The organism is Halarchaeum rubridurum, assembly GCF_014647115.1.
Taxonomy (GTDB): Archaea; Halobacteriota; Halobacteria; order Halobacteriales; family Halobacteriaceae; genus Halarchaeum; species Halarchaeum rubridurum.
The window spans coordinates 343,627-365,385 of the sequence record NZ_BMOO01000004.1 but is presented as its reverse complement, the minus strand read 5'-3'; the positions used below and the strand labels follow the sequence as shown (position 1 = coordinate 365,385).

Annotated in this window: 18 protein-coding genes and 1 other RNA gene; 10 read left to right on the top strand and 9 right to left on the bottom strand. The window is 68.9% G+C overall.

Annotation, left to right across the window (positions count from 1 at the left end; genetic code table 11):
• Positions 1-23: 23 nt before the first annotated feature.
• The 3 genes from IEX84_RS10665 to IEX84_RS10655 all read right to left on the bottom strand — a co-directional run bounded on the left by IEX84_RS10665 (position 24) and on the right by IEX84_RS10655 (position 3,221).
• Positions 24-1,769 carry a carbon starvation CstA family protein gene (locus IEX84_RS10665; protein ID WP_188872549.1) on the bottom strand — a complete coding sequence of 582 codons (1,746 nt, stop codon included), beginning with the start codon at positions 1,767-1,769 and terminating at the stop codon, positions 24-26.
• 199 nt (positions 1,770-1,968) lie between these two features.
• On the bottom strand, positions 1,969-2,928 hold the full coding sequence (locus IEX84_RS10660; protein ID WP_188872548.1) for an ArsA family ATPase: 960 nt from the start codon (positions 2,926-2,928) through the stop codon (positions 1,969-1,971).
• Positions 2,928-3,221, bottom strand: coding sequence for a hypothetical protein (locus tag IEX84_RS10655; RefSeq protein WP_188872547.1), 294 nt, complete (start codon positions 3,219-3,221; stop codon positions 2,928-2,930). The genes IEX84_RS10660 and IEX84_RS10655 overlap by 1 nt, the downstream gene beginning before the upstream one ends.
• Before the next feature lie 94 nt (positions 3,222-3,315).
• On the opposite strand from IEX84_RS10655, the gene upp reads away from it, so the two are divergent.
• The 4 genes from upp to IEX84_RS10635 all read left to right on the top strand — a co-directional run bounded on the left by upp (position 3,316) and on the right by IEX84_RS10635 (position 8,482).
• The gene (gene upp / locus IEX84_RS10650; protein WP_188872546.1) at positions 3,316-3,993 is read left to right on the top strand and encodes a uracil phosphoribosyltransferase; all 678 of its coding nucleotides are present in this window, start codon (positions 3,316-3,318) and stop codon (positions 3,991-3,993) included.
• A gap of 230 nt (positions 3,994-4,223) precedes the next feature.
• Positions 4,224-5,225: a TAXI family TRAP transporter solute-binding subunit gene (locus IEX84_RS10645; RefSeq protein ID WP_188872545.1), complete on the top strand. Its 1,002-nt coding sequence runs from the start codon at positions 4,224-4,226 to the stop codon at positions 5,223-5,225.
• Positions 5,226-5,249: 24 nt separating this feature from the next.
• Entirely contained in the window at positions 5,250-5,774 is a 525-nt protein-coding gene (locus IEX84_RS10640; RefSeq protein WP_229732359.1) for a DUF1850 domain-containing protein, read from the top strand.
• On the top strand, positions 5,771-8,482 hold the full coding sequence (locus IEX84_RS10635) for a TRAP transporter permease (protein ID WP_188872544.1): 2,712 nt from the start codon (positions 5,771-5,773) through the stop codon (positions 8,480-8,482). Before IEX84_RS10640 ends, IEX84_RS10635 begins: the two co-directional genes overlap by 4 nt.
• A gap of 32 nt (positions 8,483-8,514) precedes the next feature.
• On the opposite strand, the gene IEX84_RS10630 is transcribed toward IEX84_RS10635, so the two are convergent.
• Complete coding sequence (locus IEX84_RS10630) at positions 8,515-9,129, bottom strand: IMPACT family protein (RefSeq protein WP_188872543.1); 615 nt, start codon at positions 9,127-9,129, stop codon at positions 8,515-8,517.
• Between the two features lie 10 nt (positions 9,130-9,139).
• Complete coding sequence (locus IEX84_RS10625) at positions 9,140-9,643, bottom strand: amino acid-binding protein (protein ID WP_188872542.1); 504 nt, start codon at positions 9,641-9,643, stop codon at positions 9,140-9,142.
• Between the two features lie 83 nt (positions 9,644-9,726).
• Here IEX84_RS10625 and IEX84_RS10620 point away from each other — a divergent pair, with 83 nt between their 5' ends.
• Entirely contained in the window at positions 9,727-10,893 is a 1,167-nt protein-coding gene (locus IEX84_RS10620) for a nicotinate phosphoribosyltransferase (protein WP_188872541.1), read from the top strand.
• A 1-nt stretch (position 10,894) separates the two neighbouring features.
• Here the strand turns inward: IEX84_RS10620 and IEX84_RS10615 are convergent, their stop codons facing one another.
• Positions 10,895-11,527: a TIGR00296 family protein gene (locus IEX84_RS10615; RefSeq protein ID WP_188872540.1), complete on the bottom strand. Its 633-nt coding sequence runs from the start codon at positions 11,525-11,527 to the stop codon at positions 10,895-10,897.
• A gap of 223 nt (positions 11,528-11,750) precedes the next feature.
• On the opposite strand from IEX84_RS10615, the gene rnpB reads away from it, so the two are divergent.
• Positions 11,751-12,078, top strand: an RNA gene (rnpB, locus tag IEX84_RS10610) — RNase P RNA component.
• Between the two features lie 200 nt (positions 12,079-12,278).
• Here the strand turns inward: rnpB and IEX84_RS10605 are convergent.
• The 3 genes from IEX84_RS10605 to IEX84_RS10595 all read right to left on the bottom strand — a co-directional run bounded on the left by IEX84_RS10605 (position 12,279) and on the right by IEX84_RS10595 (position 16,904).
• Positions 12,279-13,385: an aminopeptidase gene (locus IEX84_RS10605; protein ID WP_188872539.1), complete on the bottom strand. Its 1,107-nt coding sequence runs from the start codon at positions 13,383-13,385 to the stop codon at positions 12,279-12,281.
• Positions 13,386-13,667: 282 nt separating this feature from the next.
• The gene (locus IEX84_RS10600) at positions 13,668-14,060 is read right to left on the bottom strand and encodes a CBS domain-containing protein (RefSeq protein ID WP_188872538.1); all 393 of its coding nucleotides are present in this window, start codon (positions 14,058-14,060) and stop codon (positions 13,668-13,670) included.
• Between the two features lie 195 nt (positions 14,061-14,255).
• Positions 14,256-16,904, bottom strand: coding sequence for a valine--tRNA ligase (locus tag IEX84_RS10595; protein WP_188872537.1), 2,649 nt, complete (start codon positions 16,902-16,904; stop codon positions 14,256-14,258).
• Between the two features lie 186 nt (positions 16,905-17,090).
• On the opposite strand from IEX84_RS10595, the gene IEX84_RS10590 reads away from it, so the two are divergent.
• The 4 genes from IEX84_RS10590 to IEX84_RS10575 all read left to right on the top strand — a co-directional run bounded on the left by IEX84_RS10590 (position 17,091) and on the right by IEX84_RS10575 (position 21,659).
• A complete protein-coding gene (locus IEX84_RS10590) occupies positions 17,091-18,224 on the top strand; it encodes an ABC transporter substrate-binding protein (RefSeq protein WP_188872536.1) in 1,134 nt (377 codons plus the stop codon).
• A 44-nt stretch (positions 18,225-18,268) separates the two neighbouring features.
• Entirely contained in the window at positions 18,269-19,372 is a 1,104-nt protein-coding gene (locus IEX84_RS10585) for a FecCD family ABC transporter permease (RefSeq protein WP_188872535.1), read from the top strand.
• Between the two features lie 3 nt (positions 19,373-19,375).
• Positions 19,376-20,254, top strand: coding sequence for an ABC transporter ATP-binding protein (locus tag IEX84_RS10580; RefSeq protein ID WP_188872534.1), 879 nt, complete (start codon positions 19,376-19,378; stop codon positions 20,252-20,254).
• Positions 20,255-20,381: 127 nt separating this feature from the next.
• A complete protein-coding gene (locus IEX84_RS10575; RefSeq protein ID WP_188872533.1) occupies positions 20,382-21,659 on the top strand; it encodes a hypothetical protein in 1,278 nt (425 codons plus the stop codon).
• Positions 21,660-21,759 lie beyond the last annotated feature (100 nt).

The window sequence follows — 21,759 nt, the reverse complement described above, 5'->3', positions numbered from 1 at the left end:
CCGCCGACGCGGAGCCGGCGCGGTTACTCGTCGACGCCGCCGTCGGTCGCCGCGGGTCGCTTCCCGCGGGCCTCGCGGACGTTCCCGATGCCCTTGCGGAGCAGGGAGAGCGCGAGGATTATCAGGACCGTCCCGATGACGATCTGGAGCGCGAGCGACCACGCCGCGGTCGAGGAGTTACCGAGGATGAGCCCCTGGTAGAGGTTCTGGTAGTACTCGAGGTAGAGGAGCGCGCAGACGGTGATCGCGCTCATGATCGCCATCGGCACGCCGGTGCTGAGGAGCTGTTTCTTCTCGCTCCAGTTGGCGAGCCAGACGGTGCCGGTGAGGAGCGCGAGCGCGGCGAGCAGCTGGTTCGCGCTCCCGAAGAGCTGCCAGAGCGGCGTCCACGTCCCGGAGGCGATGAGGACGTACGCGACGACGCACTGCCCGAAGCTGTTGACGTAGCGATTCGAGGCCGCCTCCTGGACCTGCGTCTCGGGCGTGCCGACGATCTCCTCGAAGAGGTAGCGCCCGAGGCGGAGCGCGGTGTCCGTGGAGGTGAGGAGGAAGCTCACCATCACGAGCGCCATGAACGGCGCGCCGAAGGAGGTCGGGATGCCGAGACTGCTGAGGAAGATGCCGCCGCCCTGCGCGAACTTCGGGAGGGCGAGGCCGACGCCGCCCGTCGCGTCGCTCGCGGTGACGCCGACGACCGCGACCGCACAGAGCGAGAGCGTGGCGAGGAGCCCCTCGCCGAGCATCCCGCCGTAGCCGATGAGGCGGGCGTCCGTCTCCTTGTTGAGCTGCTTCGACGTCGTCCCCGAGGAGACGAGCGAGTGGAAGCCGCTGATGGTCCCGCAGGCGATGGTGACGAACAGCATCGGGAACAGCGGGCTGAACGCGCCCAGCGTCGAGTTCCCGCCGAAGCCGGTGAAGGCGGGGATGTTCGTCACGAGCGGCTGGCTCGGCGAGACCGCACCGAGATACGGGCCGAGCACGGTGCCGACGATAACGGCGATGAGCGCGCCGCCGACACCCGCGTAGAGCAGGAAGGAGGAGAGGTAGTCGCGGGGCTGGAGGAGCGTCCAGACCGGGAGGACGCTGGCGATGAGCGAGTAGACCAGCACGATGGGAATCCACTGCTGCTGGCTGAGCTGGATCGGGTATTCGAGCCCGACGAAGACGCTCACGAAGACGAGCGAGACGAAGATGACGGTCCCGGGGATGAACGGGAGGTCGAGCTGGTAGAGGTAGACGCCGAAGACGAGCGCGAGCCCGATGTAGAGGATGCTGGCCGTCGCGGCGCTCGGATACTGCTGGAAGACGAGCCCGACGACGAAGGCGAAGACGGCGACGACGAGGATGATGGTGAGGAAGGCGAACCAGAGGAGGAGGTTCTTCCCCTCGTCACCGACGTATTCGCCGATGATGTACCCGATGGAGCGCCCCTCGTGTTTGAGGCTGGCGCTCAGGGAGACGAAGTCGTGGACCGCGCCCATCAGGGGGTTCCCGATGGCGATCCAGAGGACCGCGGGGAGCCACCCCCAGAGGAGGCCGGCGGTGATGGGCCCGACGATGGGGGCCCCGCCGGCGATGCTCGAATAGTGATGCCCGAGGAGGACCGGCTTCTTCGCCGGAACGTACTCCTGTCCGTCCTCGTACTTGTGTGCTGGTGTCTCGGCGTCCTCGTCGAGCCCGACGAACCCGGCGAGATACTTCGAGTAGCCGAGGTACCCGACGCTGAAGAGTATCAGGATGCCGACGACCAGCCAGAGTAATGCGACCATGCCATGGGAGAGAAACTCATGAATGTACATAATTGTTTCTTCTACGGGTAGGGGCGCTTCCTGCCGCAATCGGCCCGTACCACCGCTCGCGGCGGGCTCGACCACCCGAACGCTGCTCTCCCGCCGGCTCGCGGTGCCGCGTTTCCGCCGGCTCGCGGTGCCGCGTTTCCGCCGGCCCCAGACGTCGGCGTCGCCCCGCTCAGTCGTCGACGTCGATTCCGAGTTCCGCCGCGACCTCGTCGAGGAGCGGGCCGGTCACCTCGCCCGTCCGCGACGCGATGCGCGCGACGACCGGCACGGGAATCGTCTCCTCGGCCTCCGCGATTCGCTCGCGCTCGCGCTCGACGCGCGCCCGCAGGTAGTCGGCCCCGCGGCCGTGTTCGTCCTCGTCGGGCGCGGGCGTGACCTTGTTGACGACGAGGCCGGTCACCGAGAGGCCGTGTTCGCCGAGGCGCTCGACGGCGCGGCGCGTCTCCGCGACGGAGAGTTCGTCCGGGTTCAACACGAGGTAGAAGTCCGCGTCCTCGCGGAGCGTCCGGCCCGCGAACTCGAACTTCTCCTTGCGCTCGCGGAGCCGGTGGATTATCGGGTCGTTCTCCGCGGTCTTGCGCGGCTCCTCCTTCCCGATGGCGGCCTTCTGGTAGAGGTCGAGGCTCGTCTCGCGCTTCTCGATGAGCCGCTCGACCCAGTCGCCGAGGAACTCGGGGAGCGAGAGCAACCGCAGGGTGTTGCCGGTCGGCGCGGTGTCGAAGACGACCCGGTCGTAGGCGTCGGCCTCCTCGCGCATCACGCGGATGACGCGGTCGAAGAGCGCGGCCTCGTACGCACCCGGGGTCTCGTGGGCCATCTCGATCTGCTTGTCTATCTCGTTGACGACGACCTGGCTCACCTGCGCTTCCATCTCGCGGCGGATGTCCATCAGGTGGGCTTCGACCTCGGCCTCGGGGTCGATCTCCATCGCGGCGAGGTGCTCGTGGCCCGTGACGGGCTCCGGCTCGTCGCCGAAGGGCTGGTCGAAGACGTCGGAGATGCTGTGCGCGGGGTCGGTCGAGACGACGAGCGTCTCGTGGCCGGCGTCGGCGCACCGGAGCGCGTACGCCGCCGAGACCGTCGTCTTGCCGACGCCGCCCTTCCCGCCGAAGAAGGTGAAACGGGCCATCAGAAGTGGAAGTGCCCCTTCCAGTCGAGGACGCTCTCGCGGTCCCACATCCGGCGCTCCCACGCCTCGAAGTCCTCCGCGAGATAGGGGAGGAGTTCGGCCGTGTAGTACGAGACGGGGCTCGGGATGCCGAAGGCGTCCGCGAAGCACGCGAAGAAGAACGCGTCCTCCTGGTCCATCGCCTCGTCCTCGATCTGCTCGAACGCCGGGTGCTCGATCATCCCGTGGTAGAGGCCGTGGAGCACCTCCGCCGCTTGCTCGCGGAAGCGCGCGAACTGCTCGTGGATCGTCACGACCGTCACGTGGGACCGTGAGGGTTTAACACCGCCGGCGTGAGTCCGGTCTCGAATCGGTACATTCACCCCGAGCGCGGGCCCTTCTCCGCCCATGACCATCGAGGACCGCGACGACGCGCACGTCATCACGCACGCCCTCGCCAAGGACACGCTCTCGAAGCTCCGCGACAAGCACACCGAACAGGTCGCCTTTCGCAAGGGGCTCGTGAAGCTCGGCCGCATCGCCGGCTACGAGGTCATCGACGGCGCGATGGACACCGAGTACGCGACGATCCAGACGCCGCTCACCGAGACGACGGGCGAGCGCGTGAAGGGCCTCGACGACGTCGTCATCATCAACGTCCTGCGCGCCGCGACGCCGTTCGTCGAGGGGCTGCTCAAGGCCTTCCCGCGCGCGAAGCAGGGCGTCATCTCCGCGGGCCGCGACGAGGAGGCCGGGATGCAGGAGGACGGCCAGTTCCCCATCACCGTCGACTACGTGAAGCTCCCCGACATCCGCGAGGAGGACACGGTCATCGTCGCCGACCCGATGCTCGCCACCGGCTCGACGATGTGCACCGTCCTCGACGCCGTCTGTGAGGACCAGCCCGACCCGGAGAACCTCTTCGTGCTCTCCGCCGTCTCCGCGCCCGACGGGCTGCTCCGCGTCAGCGAGGCCTACCCCGAGGCCGACCTCCTCACCGTCTCCATCGACGACCACCTCGACGAGAACGGCTACATCATCCCCGGCCTCGGCGACGCCGGCGACCGCGCCTTCCGCACGCAGTAACCCCCTCGCTTCTCCTCGAAACCCCCTGACTGCACCGGGGACGGGTGGCGCCGAGTCGAACCGAAACGCACCCCGACCGACGTCCCTGTAAAACACTTTCACGGTCCGCGAATCGCGGGAACGCCGTGGCGCGAACCGTCGCGCCACCGCCTGACACGCCCTTTCGTACCTGCCTGAACGTTCGTAGTAAACCAGCGAATATTTACCTACCCGGTGTGCTACCTACCACTATGTCGAAGTTTGACCGACGTGACTTCGTGAAAGCCACTGGTGTAGCGGGTATCGCGGCACTCGCCGGCTGTTCGGGCGGCGGTTCCGGCGGCGAGGGCGAGGGCGAAGGCGAGACGAGCACCTCGTCCACGTCGAGCGGCGGCGAGACGCGCCTCTCGTGGCACGCCGGCGGGACGGGCGGGACGTACTACCCGCTCTCCAACGAGTTCAAGAGCGTCATCGAGGGCCACACGGAGTACGGCGTGCAGGTCCAGTCCACGGGGGCCAGCGTCGAGAACGTCGGGAGCCTCCACTCCGGCGACGCGGACTTCGCGCTCATCCAGAACGACATCGCGTACTTCGCCAAGAACGGCACCGGCATCGACGCCTTCCAGGGCAACCCCATCGAGAACCTGATGGGCGTCGCCACGCTCTACCCGGAGACGATTCACGTCGTCACGCTCGCCGACTCGGGCATCGAGACGCTCCAGGACCTCGAGGGCAAGCGCGTGAACACGGGCGACCTCGGCTCCGGCACGCAGGTCGACGCGCTCCAGATTCTCAACGCGGTCGGCATCACCCAGGAGGACTTCCAGGAGCAGAACACGAGCTTCAGTCAGGCCGCAGAGCAGCTCCGTAACGGCGACGTCGACGCGACGTTCACGGTCGGCGGCTGGCCGGTCGGCGCGATTAGCGACCTCGCCACCACCGAGGACATCCGCATCGTCCCCATCGACGGCGACGCCCGCGAGAGCGTCAAGGACGCGGCGTCCTTCTTCGCGGACGACCAGATTCCCGCCGGCACGTACAGCGGCATCGACGAGGCCGTCCCGACCGTCGCCGTGCAGGCGATGATCGCCACGAACGCCGGGGTCTCCGCCGACGTCGTCGAGAACGTCACCGCGGCCATCTTCGACAACGTCGACGAACTCAGCATCAAGACGGACTTCATCTCCGCGGACAGCGCGCAGGACGGGATGTCCATCGAGCTCCACGAGGGCGCGCAGGCCTACTTCGGCTGAACGCACACCCCTCTCTCCCTACCCGTGTCCGCGTTCATCGACAGACTCCGAGAGCACTCCGGCCGCCGAGCCGCGCTGCTCGTCGCCGTCGTCGTCGGTCTCCTCCTCGCGACGGTCACGGCCGCTGCCGCCGTCCCGGCCGGCAAACAGCTCACCGTCACCGACCAGGAGACGGGCGAGGTCCTCATTCAGACGCCGGTCCACGAGAACTCGACCGTCTCCCTGGTCTACATGCACAGCGTCCAGAAGTCCCGCGTCCTCGATCAGTACACGGTCCGCGGGCACACCCTCGTCTACACCCGGATGGAGTTCGAGTCCTACGGCTGGGGGCTCCCCAGCCGCTCCGACGTCCGCGAAGTGAACGGGACGTTCGTCCTCGCCGACCCCGACTGGCAGGGCCGTGAACTCCACGTGAAACCCGGGCGCGTCGCCGGCCACCACCTGATAGTCGACGGCCACGACTACGACCTCGTCGAACGCTCCGACGCGCGCGCCGTCACGATTCGCGTCACCGACCGCTCGCTGCTCGCCACGCTCCTACACTCATGAGTGAGACACCGACCACCGACGCCGAGACGGACGCCGACGACAGCCTCCCCGAGGACGCCGACGAAATCGTCCAGGAGCTCGAACGCAAACGCTCCCTGCGGGGTCTCGCGGCGGCGCTCGCCGCCCTCATCGGGATCGGCTTCTCCGTCTTCCAGCTCTGGCTCGCCGCCCGCGGCTTCGTCCTCACCGTCACGCTCCCCGTCGTCGGCCGCATCGAGGTCGCGGCCCTCCAGCAGCTCCAGGTGAACGCCCTCCACGTGACGTTCGCCCTCCTGTTGGCCTTCCTGCTCTTCCCGCCGACGAAGGGCGACGGCTTCCTCGCCCGCCGGCTCTCCGCGGCCCACGACGCCATCGACGCCCGCGTCGGCGGCCCGGTCGCCCGCGTCGTCGATGCCGTCGCGGCCGCGCTCGCGTGGCTCGCGCTCGACCGCGAGGGCGAGCGCGTCACGCCCGTCGACCTCGGCTGCATGGTCCTCGCCGTCCTCGCCGGCGGCTACGTCCTCACCGAGTTCGCGGAGATACAGCGTCTGCGCGTCTTCGGTCTGGAGTCCGGCCGACCGATACAGGAGGTCTTCACCGTCCTCCACCCGGTCGTCGACGCCCTCGGCGCCGTCGGCGTCCCCCTCGGTTCGACGTCGTACGCCTTCCTCGTGGGGGTCGCCGGGACGCTCCTCGTCCTCGAGGCCACCCGGCGCGCGCTCGGCTTCCCGCTGATGGTGCTCGTCAGCTCTTTCCTCGTCTACGCGCGCTTTGGCTACCTCATCCCGAGCGACACGCCGCTCGTCGGCGTCTTCGGGACGACCCGAATCGACTGGTACACGATAATCCAGAACATGTGGTTCAACACGGAGAACGGCATCTTCGGTATCCCCGTCTCCGTCAGCGTACAGTTCATCTACATCTTCGTGCTCTTCGGGGCGTTCCTGGAGATGTCCGGTGCGGGCCGGTGGTTCATCGACTTCGCCTACTCGCTCACCGGCCGCCGGAAGGGCGGCCCCGCGAAGGCGAGCATCCTCGCCAGCGGATTCATGGGCACCATCAGCGGCTCCTCCATCGCCAACACCGTCACGACGGGCGCGTTCACGATTCCGCTGATGAAGCGCTCGGGCTACCGCTCCGAGTTCGCGGGGGCCGTCGAGGCCTCCGCCTCCTCGGGCGGCCAGATTCTCCCGCCCGTCATGGGCGCGGCCGCGTTCCTCATCGTCTCCTACACGGGCACGCCGTTCAGCGAGGTCGTCGTCGCCGCGACCATCCCCGCCGTCGTCTTCTTCTTCGGCGTCTGGGTGATGGTCCACCTGGAGGCCTCCCGGACGGGCATCGGCGGCGTCGCCGAGGACGCGCTGGTCGACGTCAAGGCGCACCTCCGCAAGGGGTGGTTCTACCTCCTGCCGCTCGGCCTCCTCATCTACTACCTCGTCATCATCCGCTACACGCCCGCGCGCTCCGCGTGGTTCACCATCGTCGCGCTGTTCGCGCTCGTCGCGCTCGTCGCGGCGTACAACGAGCGGACGCGCCTCCCGCTGCTCGTCGGCATCGCCGCGCTCTTCGCCGCCGACCTCGCGTCGTTCGCCGTCGCCGGCGTCAACGCCGTCGAGCTCCTCGCCGGCGCGCGCGCGGCCGGTATGCCCCTCGGCGAGGCCTTCGCGTACGCCTCACCCCACCTCGGGTGGATCGTCGTCCTCGTCAGCGTCGTCGCGCTCCTCGCCCGCCCGCGCGGCGACAGTCCCCTCCTCGACTACGACGAGCACGTCGACGACTCCGCGGCGACGGTCGCCGGCCTCCTCCGCCGGCCGTCCCTCGCCGACAACCGCGCCTTCGGCTATCTCTCCTTCGTCGGCGCGTCGATGGAGTCCGGCGCGCGCACCGCGACGACGGTCGTCGTCGCCGTCGCCGCCGCCGGCATCATCCCCGGCGTCGTCGCCTCCACGGGGCTCGGGCCGAACCTCACGAGCCTCATCCTCGCCGTCAGCGGCGAGTCGCTCGTCCTCCTCCTCCTCATCACCGGCGTCGCCTCGATTATCCTCGGGATGGGGATGCCGACGACCGTCACCTACATCATCCTCGTCAGCCTCCTCGGCTCCGCGATTAGCGACATCGGCGGCATCCCGATCCTCGCCGCGCACCTCTTCATCCTCTACTTCGGCGTCATCGCGGACATCACGCCGCCGGTCGCCGTCGCCGCCTACGCGGCCTCCGGCATCGCGAAATCCGACCAGTTCCAGACCGGCGTCGAGGCGTTCAGCCTCTCCCTGAACAAGGCCATCGTGCCGTTCGCGTTCGTCCTCTCGCCCGGCATCCTCCTCCTGCGCGGGACGGGCGGTGCCGAGTCCGTGCGCACCCTCACCGCCGCCGACGTCCTGGACCTCGGCTTCTTCGTCCCCGAGGTCCTGATTCCCGTTATCGGCGTCTTCCTCGGCGTCTACGCGCTCGGGCCGACCGTCATCGGCTACCTCTACTCGTCGCTCTCCCGGCTCGAACGCACCGGCTTCGCCGTCGCCGCGCTCCTCCTGATGGCCCCCGGCCTCCTCGGCGTCCTCCGGGACGCCCTCGGCGTCGCACCGCTCACGTTCGACCTCACCCTGCGCGCGCTCGGCTTCGCGCTCTTCGTCGCGCTCGTCCTGAAGAACCGACGCACCCGCGACGGCGCGGACGGCGAGCCCGCGAACGCCGACGCCGGTGTCGATGCGGCCGCGACCACCGAAGCCTGAGTCGACTACGCGACTACCGAAGCCTGAGTCGACTACGCGAGCTCGACGCGTCCGGAGGTCGCGTTTCGCAACCGCTCTTTGAGCGCTTCCGCGTCGTCGCGCGGACACGATACCGCGAAGGAGACCCGCTCCTCGTAGGCAGCCTCGAAGTCGCACTCGGCCGATTCGAGGATGCCGCGTACCGTCCCCGAGTCGTCGTAGTCGACGACGGCGTCGAACGCCGTCCGGGGTTCGCGCGTCGTCACGCCCGCGTCGTCGACCGCCTCCTTCACGGCCCGCGAGTACGCCCGCGCGAGGCCGCCCACTCCCAACTCCGTCCCGCCAAAGTAGCGCGTCACGACGACGACGGCGTTCTCGATGCCGCGCTGTTGGAGGACGTTCAGCGCGGGTTTCCCCGACGACCCCGAGGGCTCGCCGTCGTCGCTCTCGTACTCGCGGAGGAAGTGCCCCTCCCCGGAGCGCTCGCGCACGCGATAGCAGGGGACGTTGTGGCTCGCGTCCGCGTAGCGCGCCCGGACCTCCTCGACGAACGCCTCGGCGGCGTCGAGCGTCTCGACGGGGCGGGCGCGCCCGATAAACTCGGAGCCCCGGACCTCGAAGCGCGCCTCGCCCGGTCCCGCGAGCGTCTCGTAGGCGTCGTCACTCACGCATTCCTCCTCACGAGAGCTCGACGGAGCGCACGAACGGGAGCGCCATCAGTTCGGTGACGACGTCGCCGGGGAGGTCCGCGTCGACGACGAGGTAGAGGCGCGGTTCGTCCGTGAACTCGGGGTCCTCGCTTATCGTCTGTCTGATGCTGACGTCGTGGTCCGCGAGGAGGCCGGTGACGGTCGCCACGAGCCCGGGTTCGTCGGCGTCGTGGACCGCGACCGTCACCACCGTCAGGTCGAGGACGGGCGCGAGGTCCATCAGGCTCGGAATCTGGCTGATGTTCTGGAAGATGCGCCTGAGCTCCTCGTCGGCGAGGATGGCGTCCGTCGTCGAGTCGACGACGCGCCGGTCGACGCCGACCTCCCCCGCCAGCTGCGTGTTCGGTATCTCGATGTCCCCCGAGACCACGCGGCCGTCGTCGTTCACCGAGAACCCGCGTTCGAGGAGGAGCCTGATGACGGCCTGCTGGCCCGGACTCCCCTCGAACTTCCGCATGATGTCCTCGAACACACGGACGCGTACGCGACCCGCGCGGTAAAACCGTCGGGGGTCGCCCCGCATGCTTTTTCGCCCCGCCGCCGGTACCCCGAGGCATGCCACGAGACGCGCCGCCGGCCGACGGGCCCTTCGACATCGTGCCGGTCGACGCCATCCGCGACGGCCGGGCGACCGACGCCTACTTCGAGCGCACCCGGACGACGCTCGAACACGCCGGGAAGAACCCCCGCGTCGTCGCCGAGGTCACGGCCGACCAGTTCCCCACCGGGGAGTTCGAGCTCCTCGGTGGCGTGAAGGACGCCGCCCACCTCCTCGAAGGGCTGCCAATCGACGTCGACGCGATGCGCGAGGGGCGACTCTTCGATGGGGGCCCCGTGATGCGCATCGAGGGCGACTACCTCGACTTCGCGCGCTACGAGACGAGCCTCCTGGGCTTCCTCTCGCACGCGAGCGGCTGTGCGACCGCCGCGCTCGACGTTCGGCGCGCCGCCCCCGAGAGTCAGGTGCTGAGCTTCGGCGCGCGACACGTCCATCCCTCCATCGCCGCGATGGTCGAGCGGAGCGCGCTCGTCGCCGGCCTCGACGGCATCAGCCACGTCGCGGGCGGCGAGGTCATCGGCCACGAGGCGAGCGGGACGATGCCCCACGCGCTCCTCATCGCCTTCGGCTCGGGCCACCAGGAGGACGCGTGGCGGGCGTTCGACGAGGCCGTCGACGCGAGCGTCCCGCGCGTCGCGCTCGTCGACACCTACTCGGACGAGAAGGACGAGGCGCTGCGCGCCGCCGAGACCCTCGGTGAGCGCCTCGACAGCATCCGCCTCGACACGACCGGGTCGCGCCGCGGGGACTTCCGACACATCGTCCAGGAGGTCCGCTGGGAACTCGACCTCCGGGGATACGACGACGTCGGCATCTTCGTCAGCGGCGGCCTCGGCCCCGACGACCTCCGCGAGCTCCGCGACGTCGTCGCGGGCTTCGGCGTCGGCGGCTACGTCTCGAACGCCGACCCCGTGGACTTCGCGCTCGACATCGTCGAACGCGACGGCGAGCCCTGCGCGAAACGCGGGAAACTCTCCGGGGCGAAGCAGGTCTATCGGACGTCGGACGGCGCACACCACGTCGGCCTCGCCGACCGACCCGGCCCGACGGACGGCGAGGAACTCTTAGAGCCGCTGCTGCGCGACGGTGAGCTCGTCAGGGAGTTCGACGTCGAGAAGGCGGCGCGACGGTCGGCTGCGGACGCGGACGACGTGGACTTCTGAGTTAGAGGCGGCTGCGGACGTCGATTTCGCCGTTCGGCTCGGTCTCCTCGAAGACCTGCCCCTCGAAGAGCGTGACGACGACGTCGTCGTCCTCCCACGCGCCGTTCGGGAGGCCGGCCTTCCGGCAGGTCCGGTCGAGATACTCGAAGACGCTCCAGTCGTTCTCGACGGGGACGGTCGGATACATCCAGCCGTACTGGCCGTCACCGTCGACGATGACGCCGTGCGTTCCGAGCTCGATGTCGGCGACGGGGTCGTCGGTGAGGATGAGGTTCGAGACGGTACAGACGGAGACGCGAATCGTGTCGAGCTCCGCGGGCTCGACCTCCGACCCGCAGGAGGAGTCGCTGGCCGCGTTGATGGCGGCCTCGACGATGGCGTGGCCCAGTTGCTTCGACCCGTTCCCGAGGTCGCGAACGGAGTCGTGCGCCCCCGCGCACCCTCGGAGGCGTCCGCGCCCCCGTGTCGATTCGAGGCGGACGAACGCGCCAGTCCGGTTGTAGAACGCGTCGCGCATGCTCCCGGGCTGCTCGCGCTGTCCGTTACGAACGAACGCTTCGACCGAGTCACGCGCGAGTTCGACGGCCCGCACGCCGTCGTCCTCAGAAAGGTGTATCGACTGGGCCTCCGACATTACGTATACATATATGGTCCGTTCGGACTTCAATCCTTCCCCGGTAAACGATTCCGTGATGGATAACGCAAATGGGTGATTGGGGGCTCAGACGCCCGCTCGCCACGGAATTTCGCACTCGAACCGGACGAACGCGGCCAGAAGGTACTTATAGAGTGTTTGGTAGTAGTTGCCACGCCACTCACCGAACCCCTTAACCCCGTCCCGGCGCTAGCCACGGTCGAGTAGCGGGAGCCCGGCCCCCGTGCGCGCACCCCGCGTGCATGAGGAAAGTCCCCCCACCAGTCGGGCAGGCGACCGGGCACACGCCCGGGGCGGGAGACCGTCGGCACTGGAACAGAGACGACACGTCTCCGTCCGACCGATGCGGTGTGCGAACCCGCGGCGACGAAGGCCGTGGGGAGTCAACCCACCGAGGGACGACGACGGAGGAGCGATGGAACGGCCACCCTCGCCGGTGCAAGTCCGCGCACAGGAAGGTAGCCCGACGTGCCGCGCGGACGCTCAGCCGAATGCCGGGTCGAACAGAAGGGGGCTTACTCCCCGCAGCTCACCTCGACTTTTGCAGCGCTCGCTACGCTCGCTTGCGAACGCTCGGCCGAAACCCACCTCACTCTAGTCGCGGCTCTCCGAGTCGCGTTCGTCGTTCGTGGGTCCGAGCGCTTCGCGCCCGTTCTCTATTCCGCGACGGACCTCCGTCGCGACGGCCGTGCCGTCCTCCCGTCGGGCGCGCCGAACGCCGACGGCGCGCTCACTCCCCGAACCCGTCCTCGAACCAGAACCGTCCGTCCGCCTGCATCGTCTCGCCGTCGACCACGATGCGCGAGTCCTCGCTCACGTCGGTGATGAGGTCGACGTGGACGGCCGACTCGTTCGCCTCGCCCTCGCGGCCCTCGGGGAAGTTCGACGAGTAGGCGCGGCCGAGCGCGAGGTGGACGGTGTCACCCATCTTCTCGTCGAAGAGGATGTTGTCCGTCACGCGGTCGATGCCGCGGTTCATCCCGATGCCGAGTTCGCCGAGGCGTCGCGCACCGTCGTCCGTCTCCACGACCTCCGCAATCGCCTCTTCGCCCTGCGCGGCGTCGTAGTCGACGACCGCCCCGTCCTCGAAGCGGAGGTCGACGTCGCGGACGCGCTTCCCGTTGATGGTCATCGGGACGTCGAAGCGCACCTCGCCCTCGGTCGCGTGCGGCGCGGTGAACACCTCGCCCGAGGGGAGGTTGTGCGAGTCGTAGTCCACGCTCGCCGCGGAGTTCACCGCGACGCGACCCTCGACGGACATCGTCAGGTCGGTGTCGTCCCCGGAGACGAGTCGCACCTCGCTCGCGTCGTCGAGGACCTCTTTCACCTTCGCCTGTTTCTCCGCTTGGGCCTCCCAATCGCGGTTGATAGCGCCGTAGACGAATTCCTGGTAGGCCTCGTAGCTCATCCCGGCCTGCTGGGCGAGCGAGCGCGTCGGGTGCTCCGTCAACACCCACTTCGTGTCGAGGCGCGCCGTCCGGATTTCCCGTCGCGCCCGGTCGTACGCCTGCCGGCGCTCCCCCGGGACGTCCGCCGTCGCCGCCGTGTTCCGCCCGCCGCCGAGCGTCAACACCGCGTCCGCCGCCGCCAAGAGCGCGCGCTCGTACTCGGGGTCCGCCTCGAAGTCGCCCTCGTGCGCGCGGAGGTACGCGCGCGTTACCTCCCCCGAGGCGTACGTCGTCACGACGTTCGCACCGCGCTTCCCGAGTTCCTCCGCGACCGCCACCGCGAGGTCGTGGGCGTCCGGCCCGACGCGAACGACGACGTCGTCGCCCGCCTCGATACGCGCGCTCCAGTCGACGAGGGTCCGTGCGTGCTCCCGTACGCGTTCGTCCATACCCGCGTCGTCGCGCGGCCGCGAGAAAAAGCCCGAACTTCCCGCATCGACACACCACCGAGGCTCAGACCTGCGCTTCGAGCAGGTCCGCGACAGCGTCGAACGCACCGGCGCCCGACTGGCCCGCGAATCGAACGCCGATTCGCGGACGTCGCCCATCTCCTCGCCCCCGCTCAGACCTGCGCTTCGAGCAGGTCCGCGACAGCGTCGGACGCACCGGCGTCCGACTGGCCCGCGAATCGAACGCCGATTCGCGGACGTCGCCCATCTCCTCGCCCCCGCTCAGACCTGCGCTTCGAGCAGGTCCGCCACGTCGCCGAGTTCCTCGCCGAGGAGGACGAGCACGTCGTCGAGCGAGACGACGCTCGTCGGCTCGCCGTCGTCGTCGACGGTCACGACCCGTCGGACCTCGTCGAGCTTCATCTTCTCGAGGACCCGGAGGACGTCCATGTCCCGGTCGATGGTCACGAGGTCGTCGGTCGCCAGCTCCGACACCGTCGTCGACTCCGGGATGACCTGCTCGCTCAGCGAGAGCGCGAGCGCCCGGTCCGTCAGCGCGCCCGTCGCCTCGCCGTCCTCGGTGACGACGAGGAAACCGACGTCGTGGGCGGCCATCGTCTCCGCAGCCTGGTCGAGCGACGCGCTCGCGGGGATACTCACGACCTCTTCCGACATATCTCGTACCGGCAGCGATCCGGACATACACGAACCGGGGGACGGCGCACGGGTAAAGCCGGTGGCCCACCTTTTTCCGGGTCGGGTGCGCCGCCGGTGTCCGTCACCGCAGAAAGCCGGAGTACGAATCCCGGTCGGCGGAGTCGGGCGTTTGCCAGCGCGGCCTGCGGCCGCGCACCGCAACCGGTCGAGGTCCTACGGGTAGACGAGCACGGTGCCGAACTCGGTCTCGACGACCGCGACCTCCTCGCCGCCCTCCGCCCGGTACTCCTCCTCGACGGTGACCCAGTCGGCGTCGAGTTCGTACTCCTCGCCGTCGACGTCGAGGGTAACGGTGTCGCCGGAGTTCTGCTGGGCCTGGATGACCTCGGGGTCGGCCTCGTCTAGCGCCTGGAGGACGATGCCGGCATCGCCGCGGAACTCGGGGCCGATTTCGGAGTCGTCGCCGTCGACGTCCACGGGGACGAGTTCGACGTTCGGACGGCCGTCGCGGACGCGGACGGGGGCGTTGACGGTCTCGGAGAGGTCGTAGGTGTCGACGTTCTCGACGACGCTTCCCGGGTCGAAGTAGAGTTCGACGTCGTCGAGGTCGGCGTTGAGCGGGTAGCCGTTGGCGGACTTCCACGCGCGAATCTCGCGGGTGGCCTCGGCGATGACTTCGCCGCGGGCCTCGGCCTCCTCGTCGTAGGCGTCGAGGGCGGGCCACTCGGCGGTGTGGACGCTCCCCTCGGTGCCGGGGAGGTAGGTCCAGATTTCGTCGGCGAGGTGCGGGCTGAACGGCGCGAGCATCCGCGCGACGGCGGAGACGACGTCGTAGAGCGTCTTGCGAGCGGCGTCGCGTTCGCCGGGCCGGCCGTTGTAGAGTCGCCCCTTGGCGAGTTCGACGTAGTCGTCGGCGAGGTCGTTCCACGCGAACTCGCGCAGTTCGCGGAGGGCGGCGTCGAAGCGGTAGGCCTCCATCTCGGCCTCGACGTCGCTGGCGACGCGCGTCGCCTTCGAGCGTATCCAAGTGTCGGCGTCGCGGTACGCGGGGTCCGCGATGTCCGGGGTGTCCTCGTCGAAGTGGCCGGCGGCGAACTTCACGATGTTCCAGAGCTTCGTGAGGAAGCGGGAGGCGGATTTGACCTCCTTCCACTGGAACTGGACGTCGCTACCGGGCTGGCCGCCGAGCGCGAGCGCCTGTCGGGCGGCGTCCGCGCTGTACTCCTCGACGGCCTCCTCGGGGCTGACCGTGTTGCCCCGAGACTTGCTCATCTTGTTGCCGTCCGGGCCGAACACCATCCCGTTGACGAGGACGTTCTCCCACGGCTTCTCGTCGGTGAGTTCGCCGGTGCGCAGGAGCGTGTAGAACGCCCACGTCCGGATGATGTCGTGGCCCTGCGGGCGGAGGCTGACGGGTTCGAACTCCTCTAAGTCGATGCCCTCGGGCCACCCGGAGATGTGCAGCGGCGTGATGGAGGAGTCCATCCAGGTGTCCATTACGTCGGTCTCGCCGGTCCACGAGTCGCTCCCGCACGCGGGGCAACTCCCCACGGCCGGGGGCTCCTCGGTGGGGTCGACGGGCGTCTCGTCGCCGGACGCGATGTGCCAGTGCCCGCACGATTCACACTCCCACGCGGGGATGGGCGTCGCGAAGACGCGCTGGCGACTGATGACCCAGTCCCAGTCCATCCCCTCCGTCCACTCGACGAGGCGCTGTTGCATGTGCTCGGGAATCCACTCGACCTCGTCGGCGCGTTCGAGGATGGCCTCCTTGTCGACCTCGACGAACCACTGCTCCTTCGAGAGAATCTCGATGGGGGTGTCACAGCGCCAGCAGGCCCCGACGGACTGCTCGGTGGGTTCGGTGTCGGTGAGGTAGCCCTCGGCGTCGAGGTCGTCGGCGACGGCCTCCTTCGCCTCGTCGATGGTGAGGCCGGCGTAGTCGCCGGCGTCCTCGTTCAGGTGACCGTCCTCGGTGAAGACGGCGCGCAGGTCGAGGTCGTGTTCGGCCCACCACGTCACGTCCTGTTTGTCCCCGAACGTACAGATCATGACGGCCCCGGAGCCGAACTCCTGGTCGACGTCCTCGTCCTCGACGACGTCGACCTCGTGGCCGAACAGCGGCACCTCGAAGGTGTCGTCCTCGCGCCCGTCGTAGCGCTCGTCGTCGGGGTGGACGGCGACGGCGACGCACGCCGCGAGGAGTTCGGGGCGCGTCGTCGCGATTTCCACGTCGTCGTTGTCGACACCGGGGAAGGTGAGGTAGTGGAGGGTGCCCTCTCGCTCGATGGGTTCGACCTCGGCGTCGGCGATGGCGGTGCCACAGCGCGGACACCAGTTGACGGGGTGTTCGTCCCGGTAGACGAGGTCGTCGTCCGCCATCTCGACGAACGACTCCTGGGTCTTCCCCCAGTACTCGGGGTCCATCGTGCGGAACTCGGCGTTCCAGTCCTGGCTGAAACCGAGTTCGCGCATCGTCTCCTTCATCGAGGCGATCTGGTGGCGGGTGTGCTCGACGCACATCTCGCGGAACTCGTCGCGGGGGACGTCCGTGCGCTGGATGCCCTCGTTCTCCTCGACTTTCACCTCGGTGGGGAGCCCGTGGCAGTCCCACCCCTGCGGGAAGAGGACGTCGTCGCCCTGCAGGCGGTGGAAGCGCGCGGCGAAGTCCATGTACGACCAGTTGAGCGCGTGGCCGATGTGGAGTTCGCCCGTCGGGTAGGGGGGCGGGGTGTCGACGACGTAGGCCGTGTCGGGGTCGTTGGCGTCGCCGTCGAAGCGGTAGGTCTCCTCGTCCAGCCAGCGCTGCTGGAGTCGCGGTTCGAGTTCCGCGGGGTCGTAGTCGTCGGGCACCTGGGTCATGTGTCTGGAGTCGTCGCTGTCGGGGTAGCGTTTCGACGCGCGCCAGAAACGGGTCGGTATCTACCGACGTACTACGGCGACAGCGACGCGCATACCCCGACGGACGCCCGCGCTCCGTAAAAAGGTTCCCGTCCCGACCGGTACGGGACCGACGACTTTTTGTACTTTAGGCTGGCCTAAAACACTATGGACAGGCGAACCTTCATCGGCGTCGGCGGGGCGACCCTCGGCACGGCGCTCGCGGGCTGCACGGGCTCCGGTGACGGCGGGAGCACCACGAGTACGAGCACGAACGAGACGACGACCGCGACGTCGACGGGCGACGGCTCCTACACCGTCTCGATGGAACCCGTCGGCGACGTGACGTTCGACGCCGTCCCCGAGACGTGGGTGGCGAACAACGGGAGCTACGCCGACATGGGCGTCGCGCTCGGCCTCGACGCGCCGAAGGGGCTCTGGCTCGCCAACCGCTGGCACACAACCTACTACGACGAACTTGAGGGCGTCTCGGTCGATACGAGCGATACCATCTCGCTCTATCAGGACGGCGTCTCGAAGGAGCGCTTCTACGCGCTCGACGCCGACGTCCACGTCATGGACCCGAACTTCCTCGCCAACCGCTTCAAGGGGTGGAGCGAGGCCGACGTCGACGAGGTCGTCGAGAACGTCGCGCCCTTCTTCGGGAACTCCATCTTCTCGCGCGGTTACGCGTGGCACGAGGACTACCGCTACTACACCCTCTACGAGGCCTTCGAGACGGTCGCCGGGCTCTTCGGGCGCGAGGAGCGTTACGAGGCGTTCGCCGCGCTCCACGACGAGTTCCAGAACGCGCTCACCGACGTCGCGCCGACGAGCGACGCCGAGCGCCCGCAGGTCGCGGTGCTGTGGGCGACGGGGGACGAACCCACCTCCTTCCTCCCCTACCTCGTCAACGAGGGGACGAGCTTCAAGCAGTGGCGCGACCTGAACGTTCGGGACGCGCTCGCGGAGACGAGCGTGAAGGACTTCCACAGCTCGCGCGGCAGCATCGACTACGAGACGCTGCTCAAGATCGACCCGGCGTACCTCCTCCTGCGCGGCCACGAGGACAAGACCGCCGCCGAGTTCGAGAACACCGTCGTCGCGTTCATGCAGGAGCACGAGACGGCGAGCGAGCTCACCGCGGTTCAGAACGGCGACGTCTACCGGGGCGGCCCGCTCTACCAGGGCCCCATCAGCAACCTCGTGCTCACGGAGCGCGGCGCGCGCCAGCTCTACGGGTACGACGAGGCGCTCTTCGAGCGCGAACGCGTCGCCGACATCGTCGCCGGCTCGCTCTGAGCGTATCGCAATAGATTTAGGTGCCCCTAAATGAAATAGGGGTGATGGACGTGTCGTCGCGGTCGGTGGAGGCGTACACCCGACTCGACTCTCGCGACCGACGGTTGGCATCCCTCGTCGTGGGGAGCGTCGTCGTCGCCTTCGTCGCCGCGTTCGTCCAAGTTTCTCAGGGGTCGTACCCGACGCCGCTCGGCGCGACGTTCGACGTCCTCACCGACCCCCGTATCCTCTTCGACGTCGACGTCTGGGCCGCCATCCTCACGGGGAGCGACTTCCCGGACCGGCTCTCCCAGACCGCGATAATCGTCTGGAGCCTCCGGATGCCCCGCGTCTTCATCGCGGCGCTCGTCGGCGTGAACCTCTCCATCTCGGGGGCCGTCTTCCAGGCCGTCACGCGCAACGAGCTCGCCAGCCCGTACATCCTCGGCGTCAGCGGCGGCGCGGGCCTCGCCGTGCTCGTCACGCTCGTCTTCTTCACGGGCGCGTCGTACGTCCTCCCGTTCGCCGCCGCGCTCGGCGGCCTCGTCGCCTTCGCGCTCGTCTACGCCATCGCGTGGCAGGGCGGGACGAATCCCGTCCGCCTCGTGCTCGCGGGCGTCGTCGTCGCCACCGTCTTCCAGTCCCTCCAGACCGGCCTCTTCTACTTCCTCGACAGCACCGCGGTCGTGAAGACCGCCATCGCGTGGACGACCGGGTCGCTCACCGGCGTCGGCTGGGCGCAGTTCCGCCTCGCCATCGTCCCGACGCTCGTCGTCGTCCCGCTCCTCCTCCTCGCCTCACGCCACCTCAACGTCCTCCTGCTCGGCGAGGAGACGGCGCGCTCGCTCGGGATGCCGGTCGAGTACGTCCGCTTCGGGCTCTCGACGCTCGCCATCCTCGCCGCCGCGACCGCGGTCGCCGTCGCCGGCCTCGTCGGCTTCGTCGGCCTCGTCGTCCCGCACGCCGTCCGCACCGCCGTCGGGAGCGACTACCGCCGGCTCGTCGTCGGCTCGCTCTTCCTCGGGCCCGCGCTCGTCCTCGTCGCCGACGTCGTCGCGCGCCTCGCACTCATGCCGATTCAGGTCCCCGTCGGCGTCGTCACGGGCGTCATCGGCGGGCCGTACTTCCTCTACTTGATGCGTCGCCACGGCGACTTCAGTGAGTTCTAACAGATGTCCAAGACAGACACCACGACCGAGACGACCGATGGCACAGCGCGCGAGACCGAGGCGGCCGACGAGGCGCGCGCGGGCGACTCGGAGTCCGAGGCGAAGATTCACGCGACCGACCTCCGCGTCGGCTACCCCGGCCTCGACGACCCCGTCGTCGACACCGAGACCCTCGTCGTCCCCGAGGGCGAGGTGACGGCGCTCGTCGGCCCGAACGGCAGCGGGAAGAGCACGCTCCTGAAGACGCTCGCCCGCCACCTCGACGCCGACGGCGGCGACGTCCTCATCGACGGCCGCGAGATAGCGGAGTTCGGCTCGAAGGAGTTCGCCCGCGAACTCGGGATGCTCTCCCAGCACGGCTCGACCCCCGACGGCATCACCGTCGAGGAACTCGTCGGCCACGGGCGCTACCCCCACAAGGGGTTCCTCGAAGGGCAGACGGAGGCGGACCGCGAGGCCATCGACCGCGCCATCGCGCTCGCCGGTATCGAACACCTCCGCGAGAAGGACGTCAGCAGCCTCAGCGGCGGGCAACGGCAGCTCGTCCGCATCGCCATGGCGCTCGCCCAGGAGACGGACACGCTCCTCCTCGACGAGCCGACGACGTACCTCGACCTGCGCCACCAACTCCAGGTGATGGAGGTCATCCGGACGCTCAACGAGGAGCGCGACGTCACCGTCTGTATCGTCCTCCACGACCTCACGCAGGCCGCGCGCTTCGCGGACTACCTCGTCGCGCTCTGCGACGGCGACATCTACGACTGGGGTCGCCCCGAGGACGTCGTGACGGAGGAACTCCTCGCCGAGGTCTTCGGCGTCGAGGCGAGCGTCGAGTACGGTGCGGAGCCGCGTATCACGCCAAAGCGCGCCATCGACGACTGAGGCCGTCGCGTACGTCGGCTGTCGCCCTCGCGCCTGGGACCGAGAGCGGAGCACGCCACGAGCGGGCCACACGAGTTATCCCCGTGGGCCGATAACCGCGAGGCAGTACCCCACTCCGTCTCCCCCCATGGCCGAAGTATCCATCACGCACGTCATCCTCTTCATCGCGGCCATCTCGCTCAGCACCATCGTCGGCGGCACCGCCACGAACATCGCCGGCGACGTCGGCCACGCCATCGAGGACATCGGCTCCGACTACGCCGACCAGGTCTCACAGAGCGTCACCGTCATCAGCGACCCCGGCGCAACCCTCTACGACGCCGAGACGAACACGCTCACCCTCCTCGCGAAGAACACCGGCGAACTACGGCTCCCGACCGACCGGGACTCCCTGCTCGTCCTCGTCGACGGCGAGCCCGTGACCGTCACGAACGTCACCGTCGTCGACGGCTCGTACTGGCGGCCGGGCTACGTCGCGCGCATCCAGGCGAACACGTCGCTCGACGGCGGCGCGCACCGCGTCGTCGTCACCGCCGCCGAATCGCGGGACTTCTTCTCGTTCCCGTACCGCGGCGGCGGAGGCACGGGGCTCGCCGACGGCATCGTCGTCTACGCGGGCGACGCGTCGCTCAACAGCATCCGGTACGACGAGGCGAGCGTGACGACCCATCGGAGCAACGAACCGCAGGTCGTCGGCTCCGCCACCGTCGACTTCGACGGCGACGGCACCTTCGGCGTCCCGTACGTCCAGAACGACACGCTCCACCTCGTCGACGGGACCGACGCCCCGCAGACGCTCCCCGGCGACCCGCCGTCGTCGGAGTCCCACCTCGCCACCGGGTCGTGGAACGGGAGCGGCCCCTCCGTCTTCTACGTCGGTCCGAACAAGGACCTCCGCCGGACGGGCCCCGACGCGACCAGCGGTACGCTCGTCGCCGAGGTGAGCAGCACGCAAGGTGCCGGCTCCGTCCTCGGGGTCGCCGACTACGACGGCGACGGCACCCGGGACATCATCTACCTCGGGAGCAGCGGCGGGCTCTACTACGTCTCGCCCGACGAGACGCCGGCCAGCGTCGGCGTCAGCGCCGCGAACACGTACGCCGCGGGTCAGCCGACGGAGTTCTACGGTGATGGCACCGTCTACGTCCCGTACATCGGCGGCTCCGGCTACGTCCACCTCGCCGACTCGGACAACAACAAGCGACAGCTGACGACCGAGACCAAGGCCTCCAACACGGGCCTCAGCGTCGACGACGTCGACCGCGACGGCGAGCCCGAAGTCGTCTTCGTCGATTCGAGCAGCAGCACCTCCCTCCGCTACGTGAACGCGGACGGGACGACCGGCTACGTCCACGACGCCGACGGCCAGCGCATCCCGGTCAACAAGGGCGTCGGCATCGCCTGAGGCGCTCGCCGCGTACCCCCGCGGCTACCGGATACGCTCGGCCGCTTGATCGAGTATAGCTCTATCGGCTAACTCGGCGCTCGACACGCGAACACCGGCC